The sequence below is a fragment of the Fictibacillus sp. 18YEL24 genome (assembly GCF_015903855.1).
GTDB classification, from domain to species: Bacteria; Bacillota; Bacilli; order Bacillales; family Fictibacillaceae; genus Fictibacillus; species Fictibacillus phosphorivorans_C.
Genome location: NZ_JACZDT010000004.1, coordinates 346,599 through 366,452 on the forward strand (window position 1 = coordinate 346,599; position 19,854 = coordinate 366,452).

A 19,854-nucleotide genomic window follows, 5' to 3' on the forward strand; every position below is an offset into this window, starting at 1 on the left:
ACTGTATTAAGTGTACCGAATTTACATAAAAAGAAAAAGCCTTTCTGTAAATTTGTGATATAATAGTCGAGTTGAACAAAAAATGATAAGAAAAAGAGATAGGATATAAGGAGAGAATACATTTGAATAGAAGAGATGATTTACGCAATATAGCAATTATTGCCCACGTTGACCATGGTAAAACGACATTGGTGGACAAATTGCTACATCAGTCAGGAACTTTCCGTGACAATGAACAAGTTAATGAACGTGCTATGGATTCTAATGCTCTAGAACGTGAGCGCGGAATTACAATTCTAGCTAAAAATACAGCGATTAACTATAACGAGAAACGCATTAACATCATGGACACGCCAGGACATGCCGATTTCGGTGGTGAAGTAGAACGTATCATGAAAATGGTTGATGGTGTTCTACTTGTTGTAGATGCATATGAAGGTTGTATGCCGCAAACGCGTTTCGTTTTGAAAAAAGCGCTAGAGCAAAAGTTAACGCCAATCGTAGTTGTAAACAAAATTGACCGTGACTTTGCACGCCCTGAAGAAGTAGTAGATGAAGTAATCGATCTATTCATTGAACTAGGTGCTGAAGAAGATCAATTAGAATTCCCTGTTGTTTATGCATCTGCTCTTAAAGGGACTGCTTCAATGGACCCAAGCAAGCAAGATGAAGATATGACAGCTCTTCTTGATACGATTATTGACACGATTCCTGCACCAGAAGATAACAGTGCTGAGCCACTTCAGTTCCAAGTTACGATGCTTGATTATAACGATTACCTTGGACGTATCGGTATTGGCCGTGTATTCCGTGGAACGATCAAAGTAGGTCAAGCCGTTTCATTAATGAAACTTGATGGATCAGTTAAAAAGTTCCGTGTTACAAAGCTGTTTGGTTTCTTAGGATTAAAGCGTATCGAGATCAACGAAGCAAAAGCGGGAGACTTGATCGCCGTTTCTGGAATGGAAGAGATCAACGTTGGGGAAACAGTATGTCCTGAAGGTCAAGAAGAAGCGCTTCCTGTTCTTCGTATCGATGAGCCAACTTTGAAGATGACTTTCTTAGTTAACAACTCACCTTTCGCTGGTCGTGAAGGTAAATATGTAACGAGCCGTAAAATTGAAGAGCGCTTGATGTCTGAGCTTGAAACAGACGTAAGTCTTCGTGTTGAAAACACGGATTCTCCGGATGTTTGGACAGTGTCTGGTCGTGGTGAGCTTCACCTTTCAATCTTGATTGAAAATCTTCGCCGTGAAGGATTCGAACTTCAAGTATCAAAACCTGAAGTAATCGTTCGTGAAATCGATGGCGTAAAATGTGAGCCAGTTGAACATGTACAAATTGACATTCCTGAAGAGTACACAGGTGCGATCATGGAATCTTTAGGAGACCGTAAAGGTGAAATGAAGAACATGGTGAACAATGGTTCTGGGCAAGTGCGTCTTGAATTCATGGTACCTGCTCGTGGTTTGATCGGTTACACAACTGAGTTCTTAACACAAACACGCGGTTACGGAATCTTAAACCATACGTTCGACAGCTATCAGCCAATGGTTGCTGGAAACGTTGGTGGACGTCGTCAAGGTGTACTCGTTTCAATGGAAAACGGGAAAGCTTCTCAATACGGAATCATGGGTGTTGAAGACCGTGGTACGATCTTTATTGAGCCAGGAACAGAAGTATACATGGGTATGATCGTTGGGGAACATACTCGTGAGAATGACATTACAGTTAACATCGTAAAAGTAAAGCAGATGACTAACATGCGTTCTGCGAACAAAGACCAAACAGTAAGCATGAAGAAGCCTCGTATCATGTCACTAGAAGAAGCATTAGAATACTTGAACGATGACGAGTATTGCGAAGTAACACCTGAAAGCATCCGTCTTCGTAAGAAAGTACTTGATAAGAACGAGCGTGAAAGAGTAGAAAAGAAAAAGAAACTTGCTCAAGGCTAAACATATTTCTTAACAAAACGATCGGGAGTGGGAATCGTGGAGGAACAAGAAATCATGAAAGCGACAGGGGAAGATTCGTCCTCCATGGCATTGCTGCTAGGGATTGAGAACGACCCTGTCAGAGCTTTTCTGCTGTTATATCTCATCATAACAGTGTTAAGCATCATTGTTTTTAAGTTGGGATTTGCAAAAAAACTACCGCCGTTAAAAGCGGTAGTGATCTATTTGTTTTTGATTATCGGATGTTTGCCACTAGCATTTTTCGGTATCGGTTTGCCGGTCGCTGAAGGATTAATGGTAGCCGCACTCATTTTAATCATCTATAAAGTCCGGCTTCATCAGAGCAAGAAAGAAAAAAGCTGATAGGGGGTTCGTTATGCAGCTTGTTGACGCTCTATCTAATTGGTTGAGCATTAAAAAAGTACATGAAGAAAGACCCCATGATCTAGCAGCTAAGGAGACTTTTGAATTTTTCACTGAGATTCTTACAGAAGATCATCATGTGAACATTTCTGCAGTAACGACTTCAGGTCCGTTTTACATCGTAATGTATGATGTGAACGGCAAAGAAAACACTGAAAAGTTTTTTATCGACAGCATCGATGCTTTATACGAAGGAATTCAAAGTGAACCAAGATTTAACGAGGAGTACTGATTAATCAGTACTCCTTTTTTTGTTCAATCGTTTAACGAAAAAAGCAATGATGATCGCAAAGAGTATATGGCCGATCAGCCAAATGAGAAAAGGTAACGTTAGTGGGGCTGAAAATGGTTTTTCAACAGCTAAGTGGTAAAGAGGGAAGAACGTGAAAGACATGATTCCGTTGATGATCAAAGAGATCTGATAAGGATGGTTATAAACTTTGCAAATAACATCTACAAAAGCGATAAGGAAGATCGCAATGATGATATGAAGGACAAACTGAAAAGGCTCATTATAGAGAACGGAATCGGGAAGAGGCAGGAAATCAATATTTAATAGAAATGTGTAAAGATTTATTCCAAAAAGTACTTCTGGAATGTAAAAAAAACAAGCCAGCAGAATGCCGGCGATGCTACCAAATAAAATCCATGGAATAATCCTTATGTTATTACCAATCATTGTTTGTATCCGGGCTTCGATATAATGTGAAATTACCGGTAGCTTCACGCTCCGCGGTTTTTCGCGTTATGCGTTCTCTGCAAGACTCGCACATAAACGTGTGTATAGGACGGTTTCTTAGTTTTTTTGCTAGGGAGCATTCATTTTCAATAACTTCGATCGTATCGCATAATACGCATTTTACACGCATCGTATTTCACCCCTTTCAAACAGTATACCATAAAGAAATTGGAAAATTAAATGAACGATGCTTGGTATGTGAGTAGAGAGTAATGTAACAGAGATTTTTTAAGAAAAAGTAGTATTCGTAATTCTCAGGTGAACAAATTAGCGGAGTGTCATTCATTAGCGAACACACATCGTTTTAAACGAGGTAATGTGTAAATTATCCGAAGAAAGCTGACATAATTACGAGGTAATTCGAATTAAATACGAGTATAAAATTTTTTATCCGATTTTCGACAAAACCCCATAGTTAACGAGTAAAAGACTCATGAGCTAGGCGTCATGAGTCTTTCTATTTCTCAAAAATCACGTTTCATTCAATCTTTGAGGCTGATTTTTATCTGATTTTTCTTGTTTTTGTTGTTGGTTTTTAAGCTCTTGTTGTTCTCTTTTTGATAATTGGCTATCGTTTGTTTCCGTTGGAGACGGCTTTTTCGTCTGTATGCTATGAGGTACTTGTGGCATTAATCTTCCAACAATACCTGCTAGCTCTTTCATAATTCCGCCGATCGGATGACCTTGACGGATTTGCTTACCCATCTGACGAAGTCTTTCTACTGTATCAGGATCAGCTGTAACGAGAGCATTCTTTCCGTTAGGATCATTTTTCAATGATTCAGCAACTGAATACTTGATCGATCCAACTTTAGAATTATCAAGCTTTCGATCTACATCAATCCCTACTACGGCATAAGGACCTAATACAACAGCTGTAGCATCCTCTACACCGGGAATTCCAGTAGCTAATCCTACTAGGTGCCTCGATATCTCTTGAGAGCCTTTTGGTTGGTGAGGCTTTTTGCTGTTTGCCGTTTGGTTAACTTTTGTAAGCCTAGGAGTGTTCTGGTCATTTTGAGCATTATCATTATTATTGTTCATGCAGCCAAAAAGTACGAATATTGCACTAAGAACGGCTACGATTCGAAATATTTTCAATGACATTCATCCTTCCAGTTCATTTTCGTTATTTTTTGTACATTCTTCTAACTTTATTCCTTTGTACATACATTTTTAATAGGCAGTCCATAAACATGCTTAAATAACGATCTCTAGAACACATTAAGTCAGGAGGCTGAATGTTGAATAAACGATACGTCCTAGATACGAACGTACTGTTGCAGGATCCGTATTCCATACAATCTTTTGGAGATAGTGAAGTAATCATTCCTGCAGTCGTGTTAGAAGAAGTGGATTCAAAAAAACGTTATATGGACGAAATTGGAAGAAATGCACGTGAGGTTTCTCGTCTGATCGATAGAGTCAGACAAAAAGGACAGCTTCATAAAGGAGTTCCGCTTGAAAATGGGGGTACCCTTCGTGTAGAACTCAATCATAAATCCTTCAAAAGACTTCAGGAAACCTTTGTTGAACAAACGAACGATAATCGAATACTCGCTGTAACTCTAAACCTTAAACAGGAAGAAGAAGAAAAGAAAAGCGGCATCAAAGTGATACTTGTCTCAAAAGATGTGCTCGTTCGTGTAAAAGCAGACGCACTTGGAATTGAAGCTGAAGATTTTCTGAGCGATCGAGTTATAGACAAGAATGATCAAACGTACACAGGTTACAAAGAAATATATGTACAAGGTGATCTATTAAATAAATTTTACGAAAAAAATGAACTTCAACTGATCGAGTTGACAGGTCACTCTTTCCATCCTCATCAATTTGTAATCTTAAAAGATGTGTTCAGATCATCGGTTTCTGCTCTTGGAAAAGTCGATGAAAACGGTAAGACGTTGAAGCCGCTTAGATATGATTCAGAACAAATATGGGGAATTCGGGCAAGAAATGTTCAGCAAAAGATGGCCTTTGAGTTACTTCTCAGAAAAGATTTACCCCTCGTGACGCTGATCGGTAAAGCTGGAACAGGAAAAACACTGATTACTCTCGCAGCAGCACTGCTTCAAACAGAAGATTTAAAGGATTATATAAAACTCTTTATCGCTCGTCCGATCGTTCCGGTCGGGAAAGATATTGGATACTTGCCTGGTGAAAAGGAAGAAAAATTGAAACCGTGGATGCAGCCGGTCTATGACAACTTAGAATATTTATTTAATACTAAAAAATCTGGAGAACTCGAAAAGATCCTGGCTGGAATTGGTTCTATTCATGTTGAAGCCCTGACTTATATCCGAGGACGAAGTCTGCCAGACCAATTTATCATTATTGATGAAGCACAAAATTTAACAAAACATGAAGTGAAGACCATCTTAACGCGGGTAGGAGAAGGCAGTAAGATCGTTCTTTTAGGAGATCCTCAACAGATTGATCACCCTTATCTTGATGAGTTTACGAACGGATTAACGTATGTAGTAGAGAAGTTTAAAGATCAAGCGCTGAGTGGTCATGTTCGCTTAGAAAAAGGTGAACGTTCATCTCTAGCTCAAATAGCAGCTGACCTATTATAGATAATGTGAATGATGAGTAAAAAAAAGACAGCCCATATATGAGCTGTCTGTATTTTCAATTAAAGAATAGTTACTGCTGTAATGTGTTTGATCGGATTTTCTTTGTTACGCCCATCACCAAAATAAAAATGAACAGGGCCGTCTTCTTTGAGCGGTTTTCCATTATTAGAAAAGGCGAAATAGCCGTTTTGAGCTTCTTCAAGTGTGATTACAAGGCTACCGTCCCCTGACTCTATCTTAACTTTTTCAGCGTCAGGGTGCGGTTGTGCATTATAGATAAAATAAGATAAAGAAATGGCGAATGAACTTGTTAACAGTGTTTCTTTCAAAGTGCTCTTTGAGCTTTGCTTCTTTTGTTCTGAAGGGGGAACAGCGCCTTCCTGTAATTCGCGATCCCAGTGTGCAGATACTTCTCTTAAGTATTTTTCTTGCTCGTTTTCCTTCGATTTTTCTAAATCGAACAATGTGTGTAAATCCTCTTTTCTATCATCAAAAATCCATACACCTGGATCTAATGTAAGGGGATAGTTTACTTTTCCGTTTAATGCAACGATGAATTCCATATAAACCTCCTTGAATTTGAAAACGCTATGAAAAGCATAGCACGATTATAAGAATACTGTAATATGTTGATTTTTTTTATGCAAACCTTTATATTTAAAGGTAGAAATCGTGTTGAACGGAGGGATGATCATTGTCAGCTGAGATGGCAACTGGACATCGGGAAAGGGCATTTGAACTATTAAAAGCAGATGCAGACAAAATCCTGAAACTAATTGAAGTTCAAATGGAAAACTTAACAATGCCACAATGTCCCCTCTATGAGGAAGTATTGGATACGCAAATGTTTGGTTTATCCCGTGAAATAGATTTTGCAGTCCGTTTAAACCTGGTCGAAGAAGAGACAGGTAAGAAGTTATTAGAATCACTTGAAAAGCAGTTAACTGCTTTACACGATGCCTCAATGAAAAAATGAACGACACCCAGTCCGAGAATGTAAATTGGACTGGATTTTTTTATATACATACATTTCCTTGCATTTTCTTGTGAGTAGTTACTCTTTTTAACAAGTGCCGGCTTTACAGGAGGTCATTTTCATTTATGAGAGGATATTCATCAAAAAGCCGACACATCCTTCGAAATAGTATAAGAAGCTGAAGCTGTAGTGTTGTTTCATAAATAAAAAAGGTTTATGTGTTACAATATCTAATAATTATAAAGATGCAGTTTCAAGATTTCGTAAGAGAGGAGAAAGGTGAACAACGTGAAAAAAGCAGTAAGACCCTATGACTATTCTTTGATAGTAGCCGTACTATTATTGTGCAGTGCTGGTTTAGTCATGATCTACAGCGCGAGTATAGGGGTAACGATCAATAAATACGATTATAGCAGCAGCTTTTTCTTTACAAGACAACTAGTCTTTCTGCTAGTTGGGATAGGACTCATGTATTTTACAATGAGATTCAATGTTCAAATCTATAAAAAACTAATGATGCCTATCGTCGTATTTTCTATACTTATATTGATATTTGTATTATTGTTCGGACGAGAAGTAAACAACGCAAAAAGCTGGTTATACATAGGTCCGATCGGTATTCAGCCTGCTGAATTTATTAAGCTGACCCTAGCTATCTATTTGGCTGCGATCTATTCAAAGAAACAAGGAAAGATGCAAGATTTCAAAAAAGGAGTCATCCCGCCACTAACAATTTTCGCCATCATGTTTCTATTGATTTTAAGGCAGCCAGACTTAGGGACAGGCATAATCGTTTCGGGTGTTGCTGGAGTTATTCTGTTTTGCTCCGGAATAAAATTCAAACATATTTTTTCAATGGCGGCTCTAGCGGGTATCGTAGGATTAGGAATATTCCTTCGTTTAACACCAGAGCAGCTTTCCCGTTTTGATGCAGCTTTTGCGCCATTTAAAGATCCTGCTGGCGACGGATATCAGCTCGTGAATGGATATATCTCAATCGCTGCGGGTGGAATGACAGGATCAGGTCTAGGTGAAAGCATTCAGAAATATGGATTCCTCCCAGAACCGCATACTGATTTTATTATTGCCATCATCGCAGAAGAGCTTGGATTTATCGGAGTATTTTCGATCATCGCTTTGTTAGGGTATATCGTTTTAAAAGGATTTTATATTGGCATGCAGAGTAATGATACATATTCAAGTTTATTAGCTTTTGGTATCGCTGGAATGATAGGTATTCAAACAGTGGTCAATCTAGGTGCGGCAGTTGGGTTATTACCTATTACTGGTGTTCCGTTGCCATTTATTTCGTACGGGGGCTCATCCCTTCTGTTGTTTCTAACATCGATGGGGATTCTCATAAATATTTCTGCAAAAGTAAATCTGAACAAAAAAGTGCCTGATCGAAAGCCCGAAGTAAACAGAAAGATAAAAGCTATCATGTAACGGTAAAAGGAGAGGAACTTGTATGAGTAGAAAAATCAGCAAAGTCTTAGTAGCAAACCGAGGAGAAATTGCAATCCGAATTTTCAGAGCTTGTACCGAACTAGATATACGAACAGTAGCTATTTATTCAAAAGAAGATACGGGATCTTATCATCGTTATAAAGCAGATGAAGCTTATCTTGTAGGTGAAGGTAAAAAACCGATTGATGCTTATCTTGATATCGAAGGCATTATTGAAATCGCTAAAACGAATGGTGTTGACGCAGTTCATCCAGGATACGGTTTTTTGTCGGAAAACAAAGAATTTGCAGAGCGTTGTCATGAAGAAGGGATCATTTTTATTGGTCCAAATCAAAAACACCTCGATGTTTTCGGCGATAAAGTCAAAGCTAGACAAACGGCTATTGATGCCAACATCCCTGTAATTCCAGGCAGTGATGGACCTGTTAATAGCCTTTCAGAAGTGAGAGACTTTGCTCTGAGCAATGGTTTTCCGATCATCATCAAAGCTTCTATGGGTGGCGGTGGACGCGGAATGCGTATCGTCAGAAGTGAAAACTCTTTGGCAGAAAGTTACGATCGTGCCAAATCAGAAGCAAAAGCCGCGTTCGGCAAAGATGAAGTATATGTTGAAAAATTCGTAGAGAACCCAAAACATATTGAAGTACAGATCCTTGGAGATCATGAAGGCAATTTAGTGCATCTATATGAGCGTGACTGTTCTGTACAAAGAAGACATCAGAAGGTCGTTGAAGTAGCACCAAGTGTTTCGCTATCTGATGAGCTTCGCCATGATATTTGCGAATCTGCTGTATCTTTGATGGAGCATGTAGGGTATATCAATGCAGGTACCGTTGAGTATCTAGTAACGCCAGACGGCAAATTTTATTTCATAGAAGTAAATCCGCGCGTTCAGGTTGAACACACGATTACGGAGATGGTCACTGGGATCGACATCGTTCAATCGCAAATTTTAATCGCTGAAGGATATCCCTTACACGGAAAAGAAATTGGTATTCCAAAGCAAGAAGATATTTATTGCCATGGTTACGCGATCCAATCACGTGTAACAACAGAAGATCCTTCTAATCAATTCATGCCTGATACGGGTAAGATCATGGCTTATCGTTCTGGTGGAGGATTTGGTGTTCGATTAGATGCTGGAAATGGATTCCAAGGCGCCATTATCACGCCTTATTATGATTCTTTACTCGTGAAAGTGTCTACGTGGGCATTATCGTATGAGCAAGCCGCTTCTAAAATGTTAAGAAACTTAAAAGAGTTTCGTATCCGTGGTATCAAAACAAACATAGCTTTCCTTGAGAATGTAGTCACACACCAAAAGTTTTTGTCAGGTGATTATGATACTTCATTCATTGATACAAGCAGTGAGCTCTTTGTTTTTCCAAAGCGTAAAGATAGAGGAACGAAGATGCTTTCTTATATTGGTGCGACTACCATCAATGGATTTCCGGGACTTGCCAAGCAGGAGAAACCTAATTTTGCTAAACCTCGTATTCCAAAAATAAAGCAAACAGAATCGATTCCTAATGGAACGAAGCAATTGTTAGACGCTGAAGGGCCAGAGGCAGTGGCTCGCTGGATAAAGGATCAAAAGAAACTATTACTTACGGATACTACGTTCCGTGACGGTCACCAATCCTTGTTGGCTACTCGTGTTCGTACGAATGACCTTCTTCATATTGCTGAGCCGACTGCAAGATTATGGCCAGAGATGTTCTCCCTCGAGATGTGGGGTGGAGCAACATTTGATGTTTCTTATCGTTTCTTAAATGAAGATCCATGGGATCGCTTAATTAAGCTGAGAGAAAAGGCTCCAAATGTATTGTTCCAAATGTTACTTAGAGCATCGAATGCGGTAGGATACAAAAACTATCCAGATAATGTTGTTGAGGAGTTTGTTAAAAAGTCAGCAATGGCAGGAATCGATGTGTTCCGAATCTTTGATAGCTTAAACTGGGTAGAAGGCATGAAAGTTGCGATCAGGGCTGTTCGAGAGACAGGAAAGATCGCGGAAGCTGCAATCTGCTATACAGGAGATATTTTAGATCCGAACCGCACGAAGTATGATTTGAAATATTATGTGAATCTAGCAAAAGAGCTTGAAGCAGAAGGGGCACATATTCTAGCTATTAAAGATATGGCTGGGCTTTTAAAACCTCAAGCTGCCTATGACCTTGTATCAGCGCTAAAAGAAGCGGTTGATATTCCGATCCATCTTCATACGCATGATACGAGCGGAAACGGTATCTATACTTACGCTAAAGCTGCTGAAGCAGGTGTTGATATCGTAGATGTTGCTGTAAGTTCAATGGCCGGCCAGACATCTCAGCCGAGTGCAAATTCACTATATTACGCATTAGCAGGGAATGAAAGACAACCAGATTTGAACATTGATCATGTTAAAGACTTATCTTCTTATTGGGAAGATATCAGAAAATACTACTCAGGTTTTGAAAGTAATTCGGCTGCACCAGACCCGGAAGTATATGAGCATGAGATGCCAGGCGGGCAGTTTAGTAATCTTCAGCAGCAAGCCAAAGCAGTAGGTCTTGGAGACCGCTGGGATGAAGTGAAACAGATGTATCGTAGGGTGAATGATATGTTTGGCGATGTGGTTAAAGTTACTCCATCATCAAAAGTTGTAGGTGATATGGCTCTCTATATGGTTCAGAACAATTTAACAGAAGATGATGTATATGATCGAGGAGAATCCTTGGATTTCCCGGACTCTGTTGTAGAATTCTTTCAAGGGTACCTAGGGCAGCCGTATGAAGGTTTTCCTAGGGAACTGCAGCGCATCGTATTAAAAGGTAGAGAACCTCTGTCAGTTAGGCCTGGAGAGCTTTTAGAAGCGGCTGACTTTAATGACATCAAAGAAACGTTATTCCATAAGATTAATCGCCAAGTTACAAGTTTTGATGTTTTGGCGTATGCGTTATATCCAAAAGTATTCTTGGATCGGGAGAAGATGTATTCACAATTTGGTGATATTTCTGTTCTTGATACCCCAACGTTCTTCTATGGAATGAAACTTGGGGAAGAGATTGAAGTCGAGATCGAACAAGGTAAGACTTTAATCGTGAAGCTCGTTTCAATCGGTGAAGCACAGAATGATGGGTCACGAGTTCTTTACTTTGAACTAAATGGTCAATCGCGTGAAATCGTAGTAATCGATGAAAGTGCAAAAGTAACCGTATCAGCAAAACAAAAAGTAGACCCTTCGAATCCTGCTCAAATTGGTGCGAGTATGCCAGGGACGGTGATCAAGGTTTTAGTTGAAAAAGGAGAAAAGGTTAAAAAAGGTGATCATCTGATGATTACTGAGGCCATGAAGATGGAAACTACCGTTCAAGCTCCTTTTGATGGAACCGTTAAAGAGATCTCTGTTCAAAATGGGGAAGGAATCGCTGCTGGCGATCTTTTAATAGAGTTGATTAAGTAAAAATAAAAAACCAAGGTGCAAAACTGCACCTTGGTTTTTTTGATTTACTTTCGATATACGATTAACGCTAAGTAACTCAGCGTTCCGAACAAGAAGGAAATGATCAATCCATGACCAAGGGCCACGAATAAGTTTAAGTTGGAATAAACGATCGTTGCACCTGATACACCTTGAAGAATGACAAATAGTAGAGCGAACTGAAATCCTTTTGTTACTACTTTTTGATCGCTATAGTATTTTCGAGCGTGATACCAAGCGTATACGATCCAAATAAACAGGACGATAGCAGCGATTCGATGCAATAGATGAATGCTTGCTTGAGATCCGATTGTTGCGAAAATGGTTCCATTGCAAAGAGGGAACTCAGGACCACATCCCATGCTTGAGCCAGTATGTCTTACGAGTGCACCTGTGTATACAACAGCATACAGATAAGCGAATAACCAATAGATGTTCTTTTTAAATGCTGGCGACACTTTCGCGATAAAAGGACGGTTAGGATCTTCAAAAGAAAGAATCGCAATCAAAAGAACACTTGCGAACGAAACGAGCGAAAAGCCGAAATGGGAGGCAAGAACAGCCGAAGATTGACTCCAAATAACGGCAGCGGCTCCAAGAAGGCCTTGAAGGATAATAAAGAATACAGCTGATCCAGCCAAAATCTTTATCTCTTTTCTATGTGGATCTCGTCTCCAAGCCCAAATCGCGAGTATGATAACGAGAAGGCCGAGCCATGCTGACACAAAACGGTGACTCACTTCAATAATCGTTTCGAGTTTAGGTGCTGTAGGCAAGATTTCTCCATAACAGAGCGGCCACGAGTTACCGCATCCATCACCTGAGCCTGTTTTTGTTACAACAGCTCCCATCAGCAATACTAGCAACATACCTAACGAAGTAATAATAGAATAAATCTGATAAAATCTTTTCAATTCATTCACCTGCTTTTTTTGTCCAATAACCGTTCACAAATTTGTAATAATTTCAACAAGTATTCCAGACACTTCCATCGTACAAATAAGATAAGATAGTGTCTATATTAGTCGAAGTATACAAAGCACTTGATTTGTTTTATAATGTTAGAGGACATTTTCTTTATATAATCTTTATATACCACTATCCTATCATATAGGTAAAACGTTCTACTTTACATATTGTGAACAGATGAAGACATTTTTTTACCGTTGATTTTAGAGTCAAGCCCATATAGAATGAATGAGGGCTTAAATAACAGCAAAAGCAAGAATTGGAACATTTTACTCTAAAAGGAGGTGTATCTGTTGAGCAAAACTCCAACTGCATATGAAGTCGCTAACAAAGTAATGGAACCTGGACCTCTATCTGAAGCGAATCCTACAGGCACCTGGAAAGATTTTTTGACCATCGCGAAGCTCGGGATTGTTATGAGTAACTTGATTACGACATTTGCTGGATTCTTTCTAGCTTTAAAATATAACAATCTTTTATTTTCTGACAAGATTGGCGATTTAGTTCTTTGTATTTTAGGTGCTGCATTAGTTATTGCAGGTGGCTGCTGCTTGAATAACTATATTGATAGAGATATAGACCAATTGATGGAACGTACGATTGAACGGCCGACAGTTACGGGCAGGATCAGCGCGAATCAAGTCCTTTGGGTAGGTATTATTCTATCCGCAATCGGAACAGTTATGCTTGCCATGACAACCTTAACAGCAGCAGTAATGGGATTGATCGGACTGTTTGTATATGTTGTCGTTTACACGATGTGGCTTAAACGAACTCATTCTATTAATACGGTAGTCGGAGGCATATCTGGGGCTGTGCCACCTTTAATCGGTTGGGCAGCAGTTGATGCAAACCTTCATTGGGTTGCTTGGATCTTATTCTTAATCATGTTTTTATGGCAACCTCCACACTTTTTAGCGCTTGCGATGAAACGATGTGAAGATTATAGAAAAGCTGGTATTCCAATGCTTCCTGTTGTATCCGGTTTCGCATTAACGAAACGTCAGATGATCTGGTACGTAGCCGCATTACTTCCTGTGTCTCTTTACCTGTTCGAATTTGGTATCGTCTACTTGATCCTTGCTGCTGTGTTGGGAACAGGTTGGCTGATCCTAGCATTATCAGGGCTAAAGACTAAGGATGACATGAAGTGGGCTCGTATGATGTTCGTATATTCGTTGAATTATATGACCATTATGTTTGTTGCTATGATCTTAGTGAACATATAGATTTTATACTGGAACAGCGCGATTGTGCTGTTCCTATAATCGCCTTTACATAAAAGGGCTTTCATAAAAAAGTATAGATGAAGGCTTATCGTTTGTATTCACTCATAAGAGTGAACTCCTAGTTTTATTAACAAAGGTTTTAATGCGTAAGATTTAATTTTGCTATTTCCATTCAAATAACCTATTTATTTGAATTGAATAGATAGAACATTCAGTCAAAACAGACTACAACGAGAAAGTGGGGTATATGTAGTGATGAAAAAATGGCTACAAAAAGGGCGTTTTCTTTCCTTATTTGCCATGTTGGCTCTTCTTTTGATGGGGTGCGGAGATCCGACTCTATCAACTTTAATTCCGCAAGGTGAAGTTGCTGACAAACAGTTCCAGCTGATGCTGATCTCTATTAGTATTATGATTCTGGTTCTGGTGGTAGTTTTCGTTCTTTATGCATTCGTATTATTAAAGTTCAGAAAGAAAAAAGGTGACAATTCTACACCTAAGCAAGTGGAAGGTAACCACATGCTTGAACTATTATGGACAGTTATTCCGATTCTTTTGCTTATCATCTTAGCTGTACCAACTGTAATGAGAACGTTTGAATTCTCTGCAGATGCGAAACCTGCTTCAAAGAACGAGTTAAGCATTAAGGTTACTGGACACCAATATTGGTGGGAGTTTGAATATCCGAAAGAAGAATTAATCACTTCTCAAGAACTGGTTCTTCCGGCAGATACGAAAGTGCATGTTGAATTATCATCTGCTGATGTTATTCACTCTTTCTGGATTCCTTCACTAGCAGGTAAGACCGATACAAACCCTGGTGATAAAAACAAGAACTACATGTGGTTTGATACGGGAAGTAAGACAGACGTAGTGTACAAAGGGAAATGTGCTGAACTTTGTGGTGCATCCCATGCTTTAATGGACTTTAAAGTAAGAGTTGTTTCTAAAGAAGACTACAAGAACTGGGTTGCGGGCTATAAAGCGGCTGACGACAAATCTTCTGCTAATGCTGATGGACAACAAGTCTTTGAAAAGAACTGTTTATCTTGTCACGCTGTTGGACAAAACGGCGGAAACACAGGGCCTAGCTTAACTGGTTTTGGGGATAAAGACCGCGTAGCAGGTATCTTAGAACATGATAAAGAAAATCTGAAAAAGTGGATCAAGGACCCTCAAGAAGTTAAACCAGGCAACAACATGCCTAAAGTAAATCTTTCTGATGAGGAAATTGATGCTGTTTCAGATTACTTGTTAGGTCTTAAATTGAAATAGTCTTAAGCATTGCAAAAAAGGAGGTTACACCGTGGCAACTCACGAAAGTCACAAAAAGAGAAGTGGGTTAATGGATTGGCTCACTACCGTTGACCATAAAAAGATCGGTATTCTGTATCTTTTGGCTGGTGGCTTCTTCTTCTTAATCGGAGGACTTGAAGCAGTTTTAATGCGTATTCAACTTATGGAACCAGACAGCAAGATTTTCACTGGTGAACTTTATAATCAATTGTTAACAATGCATGGAACAACGATGATCTTCTTGGCAGCCATGCCGATCATCTTTGGTTTCATGAATGCGATCGTTCCTTTACAGTTAGGCGCTCGTGACGTAGCGTTTCCTTATGTAAACGCAGTCGGATTCTGGTTATTCTTCTTCGGGGGAGTACTTTTGAACTTAAGTTGGTTCTTAGGTGGTGCTCCTGAAGCTGGATGGACAGCTTATGCACCTTTATCAACAGTTGCAGAGGATACGGGTGTTGATTTCTATGTACTCGGTCTTCAGATTGCCGGAGCAGGTACTCTTGCAGGTGGTATTAACTTCCTTGTAACGATTATCAATATGCGTGCACCTGGTATGACATTCATGCGTATGCCATTGTTCACATGGGCTTCATTTGTTACATCTGGACTTATTCTTTTCGCATTCCCTGCACTTACAGTAGGATTCTTCTTACTAATGTTCGAACGTGTATTTGATGCTAATTTCTTTAATCCAGATATGGGTGGTAACATATTAATCTGGGAACATATTTTCTGGATCTTTGGTCACCCGGAAGTATATATCTTAATTCTTCCAGCATTCGGTATTATCTCTGAAGTTATTTCTACATTCTCAAATAAGCGTTTGTTCGGTTATAGCGCAATGGTTTTTGCGACAGTACTGATCGGATTCTTAGGATTCATGGTTTGGGTTCACCACATGTTTACTGTTGGTTTAGGACCTGTAGCTAACTCAATCTTCGCTGTAGCAACGATGGCGATCGCGATTCCGACTGGTGTTAAGATCTTTAACTGGATCTTCACGATGTGGGGCGGACAGATTCGTTTCTCGACAGCTATGCTTTTTGCAGTTGGATTCGTACCAACTTTCGTAATGGGTGGAGTAACGGGCGTTATGCTTTCTGTACCTGCTGCTGACTATCAGTATCATGACAGTTATTTCGTAGTAGCTCACTTCCACTATGTTATCGTTGGTGGTTTGATTTTAGGATTATTCTCAGGGTTATACTATTGGTACCCGAGAATGTTTAACCGCGTATTGAATGAAACACTTGGAAAGTGGAACTTCTGGTTGTTCTTTATTGGTTTCCATTTAACGTTCTTCCCTCAGCACTGGTTAGGACTAATGGGTATGCCTAGACGTGTTTATACATATATGTCTGGCCAAGAACTTGACGGAGCAAACTTTGTAAGTACGATCGGCGCGATTCTTATGGGTGCAGGAACAGTTGTACTTTTAATCAACATCATCATCTCTGCATCATCTAAATATGCAACAACTAAAGACCCATGGGATGGACGTACACTAGAATGGTCTATGCCGGTTCCAACACCAGAATACAACTTCGCTCAAACACCACTTGTTCGTGGACTTGATGCATTGTATGTTGAGAAAACAGCTGGGAACGGAGCAATGACACCTGCAGAACCTGTAGGAGAAATTCATATGCCAAATGGATCGATTCTTCCTTTCATTTTATCTCTAGGCATGTTCATTTCAGGCTTTGGTTTTATCTATTCAAACTGGTACGTAGCTGGAGCAGGACTAGGGCTAGTATTGATCACCATGTTCCTACGTTCTATTATTGATGATCATGGGTATCATATTCATAAAGAAGAAGTTGAAGCAGACATTAAAGGGGGTAGAGCTTAATGAATGCTGGAGAACGTTTAACAGATGCGAATTTCCCTGCACATCCTGAAAAAGCTACCCTTGAAGGTAAGAATAAATTTTTAGGATTCTGGTTATTCCTTGGTGGAGAAACGGTTTTGTTTGCAACACTTTTCGGAACATATCTTGGTCTTAGAAATATGCATTTAGACGGCCCTTCTGGGGCAGAACTATTTTCACTGCCATTAGTATTCCTAGCTACAATGCTGCTACTAACTAGCTCACTTACGAGTGTGTACGCAGTACTTTCTTTAAAGCAGAACAAGGTACGTTCATTACAAGGCTGGTTCCTCGTAACATTATTATTAGGTCTTGGATTCTTAGGTCTTGAGATTTATGAGTTCATACATTATGTTCATGAAGGACATACGTTTACAAGTTCTGCGTTTGGTTCAGCTTTCTATACATTAGTAGGTTTCCACGGAGCCCACGTATTGTTTGGAATTCTATGGATCACAACGTTGTTAGCTAGAAACTGGAACAGAGGGATTACATTATCTAATGCTCCAAAGTATTATTTGTTTGCTCTATATTGGCACTTTGTCGATGTTGTATGGGTATTCATTTTTACCGTTGTTTATCTAATGGGAAAGGTAGGCTAAACTCATGGCTAATCACACACAAAACCCTGAAACTACCGTTCATCGTCACGAAGAGATTCAGCGTAAGCTTGCCTTGAAAGAGGAGCGTAAGCATCATAACGTTTCTTTTGTCATGATGATTCTTTTAACGATCGTTGCTTTTTTTGCGATCTGGAGCGACAAGATTAGTGATTCATTTGCTGTTTTGTTTATCCTCACATTGGCAGTTGTTCAAGTATTCTTCCAGCTATATGTTTGGATGCACTTAAGCCACAAAGGACATGACTTCCCAATCTGGGGTATGGCAAGTGGTATATTGGTTGCAGCTATTACAGTAGCTTCCTTAATGGGACTTATTTGGACATCGTAATCAAGGAAGGGCTGCATCTCGTATGCAGCCCTTTTTATTTGTTACAATATTACGAATTGTCACTATTATTCCGTACAAGTACCAACTATGATTGATATAGTGTTTAAGGGTACTTTTATAAAGGAGATGACATTCATGCATCATAATCACCATGTTCATCATACTAGTTTGAGTGACTATAACTGGTACGAGCTTTTTCCGCCTTCTATATATGTTTTAGCCATCATTCTTGCGTTCGTTTACTTTCGGTTTGTCGCACGAGATAAACAAGGTAAGAAGCTAGCGACGAAATGGCAGCAAACTTCTATAATCGCTTCACTTTTGTTAATGATTATTATAAAAGGAACGCCTATTCAGGTTTTAGGACACAATTATTTATTCAGTGTTCACATGGTACAGATGGCCGTTCTTTATTTAATGATCGCACCTCTAATGATACTTGCGATTCCTGAAGTGAAATGGAAAAATTGGTTAAGTAAGAAAACAATTCTTACACGTATTTTTCAGTTCCTCACGAAGCCGTTGCTTGCGCTGCTAATCTTTAATGCTGTATTTTCTTTGTATCATATTCCTTTAGTGTTTGATGCCGCGGTTTCAAACCCTATCATTCATTATGGTTATCATGCCTTGTTGTTAATTACAGCTTATACGATGTGGTGGCCGGTTCTTTGTCCGGTTAAAGAGCTTGATACTCTGTCAGATATCAAGAAGATCGGATACGTGTTTGCGAATGGTGTTTTAATGACTCCAGCATGTGCGTTAATCATGTTTGCGGATTTCCAGCTATATGAAACGTACAGAAACGTTCCACAATTGTTTGAAACGATGACGCCTAAAGAAGATCAGCACGTAGGCGGAGTCACGATGAAAATATTCCAAGAAGTTATCTATGCATTTGTATTAGGATTGATTTTTACGAGATGGGTTAAAAAAGAACGTCTGCGTGATAAAGCCGATCTAGAGTTAATAAAAAGACAGAATAACCAATTGAAACCTGAATTAAAGTAACCGGCAAATCTTGCGGGTTATTTTTTTTGTGTGAATCTGTATGTTTGCAAACCACATGCTCTCAGAGAATATCTCATCTCAAGCTCCCCAAAAATAATTTCCTAAAAGAGATGAATAAAATCACAACAAAAAAAAGAATTTGCTCGTTGGTGTCGAAATATAAAGTAAAGCTGAGTAGAAAGGAAAGAAAAATCATGAGAATCAGTGCCAGACAAGCCGCTAAAAAATTTATAGAGTCTCATTATCCAAACTGTGATGTAGCCTATCTGGCTGGCAGTGTTGTTAGGGGAGAAGAAACAGAGAGCTCTGATTTAGATATAATCATCATAGATAGTTCTGTTAGTGAGTCATATCGAGAATCACTTACAGAGTATGACTGGCCGATTGAGGTTTTTGTTCATAACATGTTTACTTACAAACGTTTCTTTAAACAAAATATCGACAGAGCAAGACCCTCTCTTCCTCAAATGTGTGCTGAAGGCATTATTCTCCAAGATACTGGCCAGGCTTCTCGAATAAAGAATGAAGCTTTACAGCTATTAAAAGCAGGACCAACGCCTTGGAAAACAATTGAGATCGAGCAAGCACGATATTTCTTAACAGATCTATTAAACGATTTGGAAGGGTCAACGAATGTTTTAGAAGATTTATTTATCGTTTCGAAACTCGCTGATCGAACACATGAATTTGTACTACGTGTTAATGGGCACTGGATCGGAGAAGGAAAATGGATTCTTCGTGCTTTGAAAGAATACAATGAATCGTTTGCAGAACAATTTGCTTTAGTATTTAATGATTATTATTCCAATCGTATAAAATCAAAAGTTATCGAATTTGTTGACGAAGTAATCGCTCCATATGGTGGCAGGCTATTTGAAGGGTATTCCTCTCAATCACCAGAAAGAGCTGCAGAATAAGAAAAACCC

At 39.2% G+C, this 19,854-nt stretch carries 19 protein-coding genes; 14 read left to right on the forward strand and 5 right to left on the reverse strand.

What is annotated here, in order from left to right; all coding sequences use genetic code 11:
• Positions 1-122 precede the first annotated feature (122 nt).
• From typA to HU823_RS14955, 3 genes are all read left to right on the forward strand, one after another.
• A complete protein-coding gene (typA, locus tag HU823_RS14945) occupies positions 123-1,958 on the forward strand; it encodes a translational GTPase TypA (RefSeq protein WP_197194509.1) in 1,836 nt (611 codons plus the stop codon).
• An 84-nt stretch (positions 1,959-2,042) separates the two neighbouring features.
• Complete coding sequence (locus HU823_RS14950) at positions 2,043-2,321, forward strand: YlaH-like family protein (protein WP_231607497.1); 279 nt, start codon at positions 2,043-2,045, stop codon at positions 2,319-2,321.
• Positions 2,322-2,334: 13 nt separating this feature from the next.
• A complete protein-coding gene (locus HU823_RS14955) occupies positions 2,335-2,613 on the forward strand; it encodes a hypothetical protein (RefSeq protein ID WP_144701006.1) in 279 nt (92 codons plus the stop codon).
• Here HU823_RS14955 and HU823_RS14960 read toward each other — a convergent pair whose 3' ends face one another.
• From HU823_RS14960 to HU823_RS14970, 3 genes are all read right to left on the reverse strand, one after another.
• A complete protein-coding gene (locus tag HU823_RS14960) occupies positions 2,614-3,060 on the reverse strand; it encodes a hypothetical protein (protein ID WP_144701004.1) in 447 nt (148 codons plus the stop codon).
• On the reverse strand, positions 3,050-3,250 hold the full coding sequence (locus tag HU823_RS14965; protein WP_144701002.1) for a YlaI family protein: 201 nt from the start codon (positions 3,248-3,250) through the stop codon (positions 3,050-3,052). Before HU823_RS14965 ends, HU823_RS14960 begins: the two co-directional genes overlap by 11 nt.
• Positions 3,251-3,591: 341 nt before the next feature.
• The gene (locus HU823_RS14970) at positions 3,592-4,227 is read right to left on the reverse strand and encodes a YhcN/YlaJ family sporulation lipoprotein (RefSeq protein WP_197222567.1); all 636 of its coding nucleotides are present in this window, start codon (positions 4,225-4,227) and stop codon (positions 3,592-3,594) included.
• 134 nt (positions 4,228-4,361) lie between these two features.
• On the opposite strand from HU823_RS14970, the gene HU823_RS14975 reads away from it, so the two are divergent.
• A complete protein-coding gene (locus HU823_RS14975; protein WP_144700998.1) occupies positions 4,362-5,696 on the forward strand; it encodes a PhoH family protein in 1,335 nt (444 codons plus the stop codon).
• 59 nt (positions 5,697-5,755) lie between these two features.
• On the opposite strand, the gene HU823_RS14980 is transcribed toward HU823_RS14975, so the two are convergent.
• Positions 5,756-6,259: a peptidyl-prolyl cis-trans isomerase gene (locus HU823_RS14980; RefSeq protein WP_197222568.1), complete on the reverse strand. Its 504-nt coding sequence runs from the start codon at positions 6,257-6,259 to the stop codon at positions 5,756-5,758.
• A gap of 143 nt (positions 6,260-6,402) precedes the next feature.
• Between HU823_RS14980 and HU823_RS14985 the strand changes: the two genes are divergently transcribed.
• The 3 genes from HU823_RS14985 (at position 6,403) to pyc (ending at position 11,584) form a co-directional block, all read left to right on the forward strand.
• Entirely contained in the window at positions 6,403-6,672 is a 270-nt protein-coding gene (locus HU823_RS14985) for a YlaN family protein (RefSeq protein WP_370630111.1), read from the forward strand.
• Between the two features lie 279 nt (positions 6,673-6,951).
• Positions 6,952-8,118 (forward strand): putative lipid II flippase FtsW, encoded by a 1,167-nt coding sequence (ftsW, locus tag HU823_RS14990; RefSeq protein WP_144700994.1) that lies wholly within the window; start codon positions 6,952-6,954, stop codon positions 8,116-8,118.
• A 22-nt stretch (positions 8,119-8,140) separates the two neighbouring features.
• Positions 8,141-11,584 (forward strand): pyruvate carboxylase, encoded by a 3,444-nt coding sequence (gene pyc / locus HU823_RS14995; RefSeq protein WP_197222569.1) that lies wholly within the window; start codon positions 8,141-8,143, stop codon positions 11,582-11,584.
• A 44-nt stretch (positions 11,585-11,628) separates the two neighbouring features.
• Here the strand turns inward: pyc and HU823_RS15000 are convergent, their stop codons facing one another.
• Positions 11,629-12,516, reverse strand: a complete 888-nt coding sequence (locus HU823_RS15000) for a COX15/CtaA family protein (RefSeq protein WP_231607473.1) — start codon at positions 12,514-12,516, stop codon at positions 11,629-11,631.
• A gap of 390 nt (positions 12,517-12,906) precedes the next feature.
• Here HU823_RS15000 and cyoE point away from each other — a divergent pair, with 390 nt between their 5' ends.
• From cyoE to HU823_RS15035, 7 genes are all read left to right on the forward strand, one after another.
• The gene (cyoE, locus tag HU823_RS15005; protein ID WP_066399927.1) at positions 12,907-13,800 is read left to right on the forward strand and encodes a heme o synthase; all 894 of its coding nucleotides are present in this window, start codon (positions 12,907-12,909) and stop codon (positions 13,798-13,800) included.
• 255 nt (positions 13,801-14,055) lie between these two features.
• A complete protein-coding gene (coxB, locus tag HU823_RS15010; protein WP_144700990.1) occupies positions 14,056-15,075 on the forward strand; it encodes a cytochrome c oxidase subunit II in 1,020 nt (339 codons plus the stop codon).
• Between the two features lie 31 nt (positions 15,076-15,106).
• Positions 15,107-16,951 (forward strand): cytochrome c oxidase subunit I, encoded by a 1,845-nt coding sequence (ctaD, locus tag HU823_RS15015; RefSeq protein ID WP_260858602.1) that lies wholly within the window; start codon positions 15,107-15,109, stop codon positions 16,949-16,951.
• The gene (locus HU823_RS15020; protein ID WP_144700988.1) at positions 16,951-17,571 is read left to right on the forward strand and encodes a cytochrome c oxidase subunit 3; all 621 of its coding nucleotides are present in this window, start codon (positions 16,951-16,953) and stop codon (positions 17,569-17,571) included. Before ctaD ends, HU823_RS15020 begins: the two co-directional genes overlap by 1 nt.
• Positions 17,572-17,575: 4 nt before the next feature.
• On the forward strand, positions 17,576-17,920 hold the full coding sequence (locus HU823_RS15025; protein WP_066393364.1) for a cytochrome C oxidase subunit IV family protein: 345 nt from the start codon (positions 17,576-17,578) through the stop codon (positions 17,918-17,920).
• A gap of 135 nt (positions 17,921-18,055) precedes the next feature.
• The gene (locus tag HU823_RS15030) at positions 18,056-18,928 is read left to right on the forward strand and encodes a cytochrome c oxidase assembly protein (protein WP_197222570.1); all 873 of its coding nucleotides are present in this window, start codon (positions 18,056-18,058) and stop codon (positions 18,926-18,928) included.
• A 200-nt stretch (positions 18,929-19,128) separates the two neighbouring features.
• Complete coding sequence (locus HU823_RS15035; protein WP_144703559.1) at positions 19,129-19,845, forward strand: nucleotidyltransferase domain-containing protein; 717 nt, start codon at positions 19,129-19,131, stop codon at positions 19,843-19,845.
• The last annotated feature ends 9 nt before the right edge of the window (positions 19,846-19,854 follow it).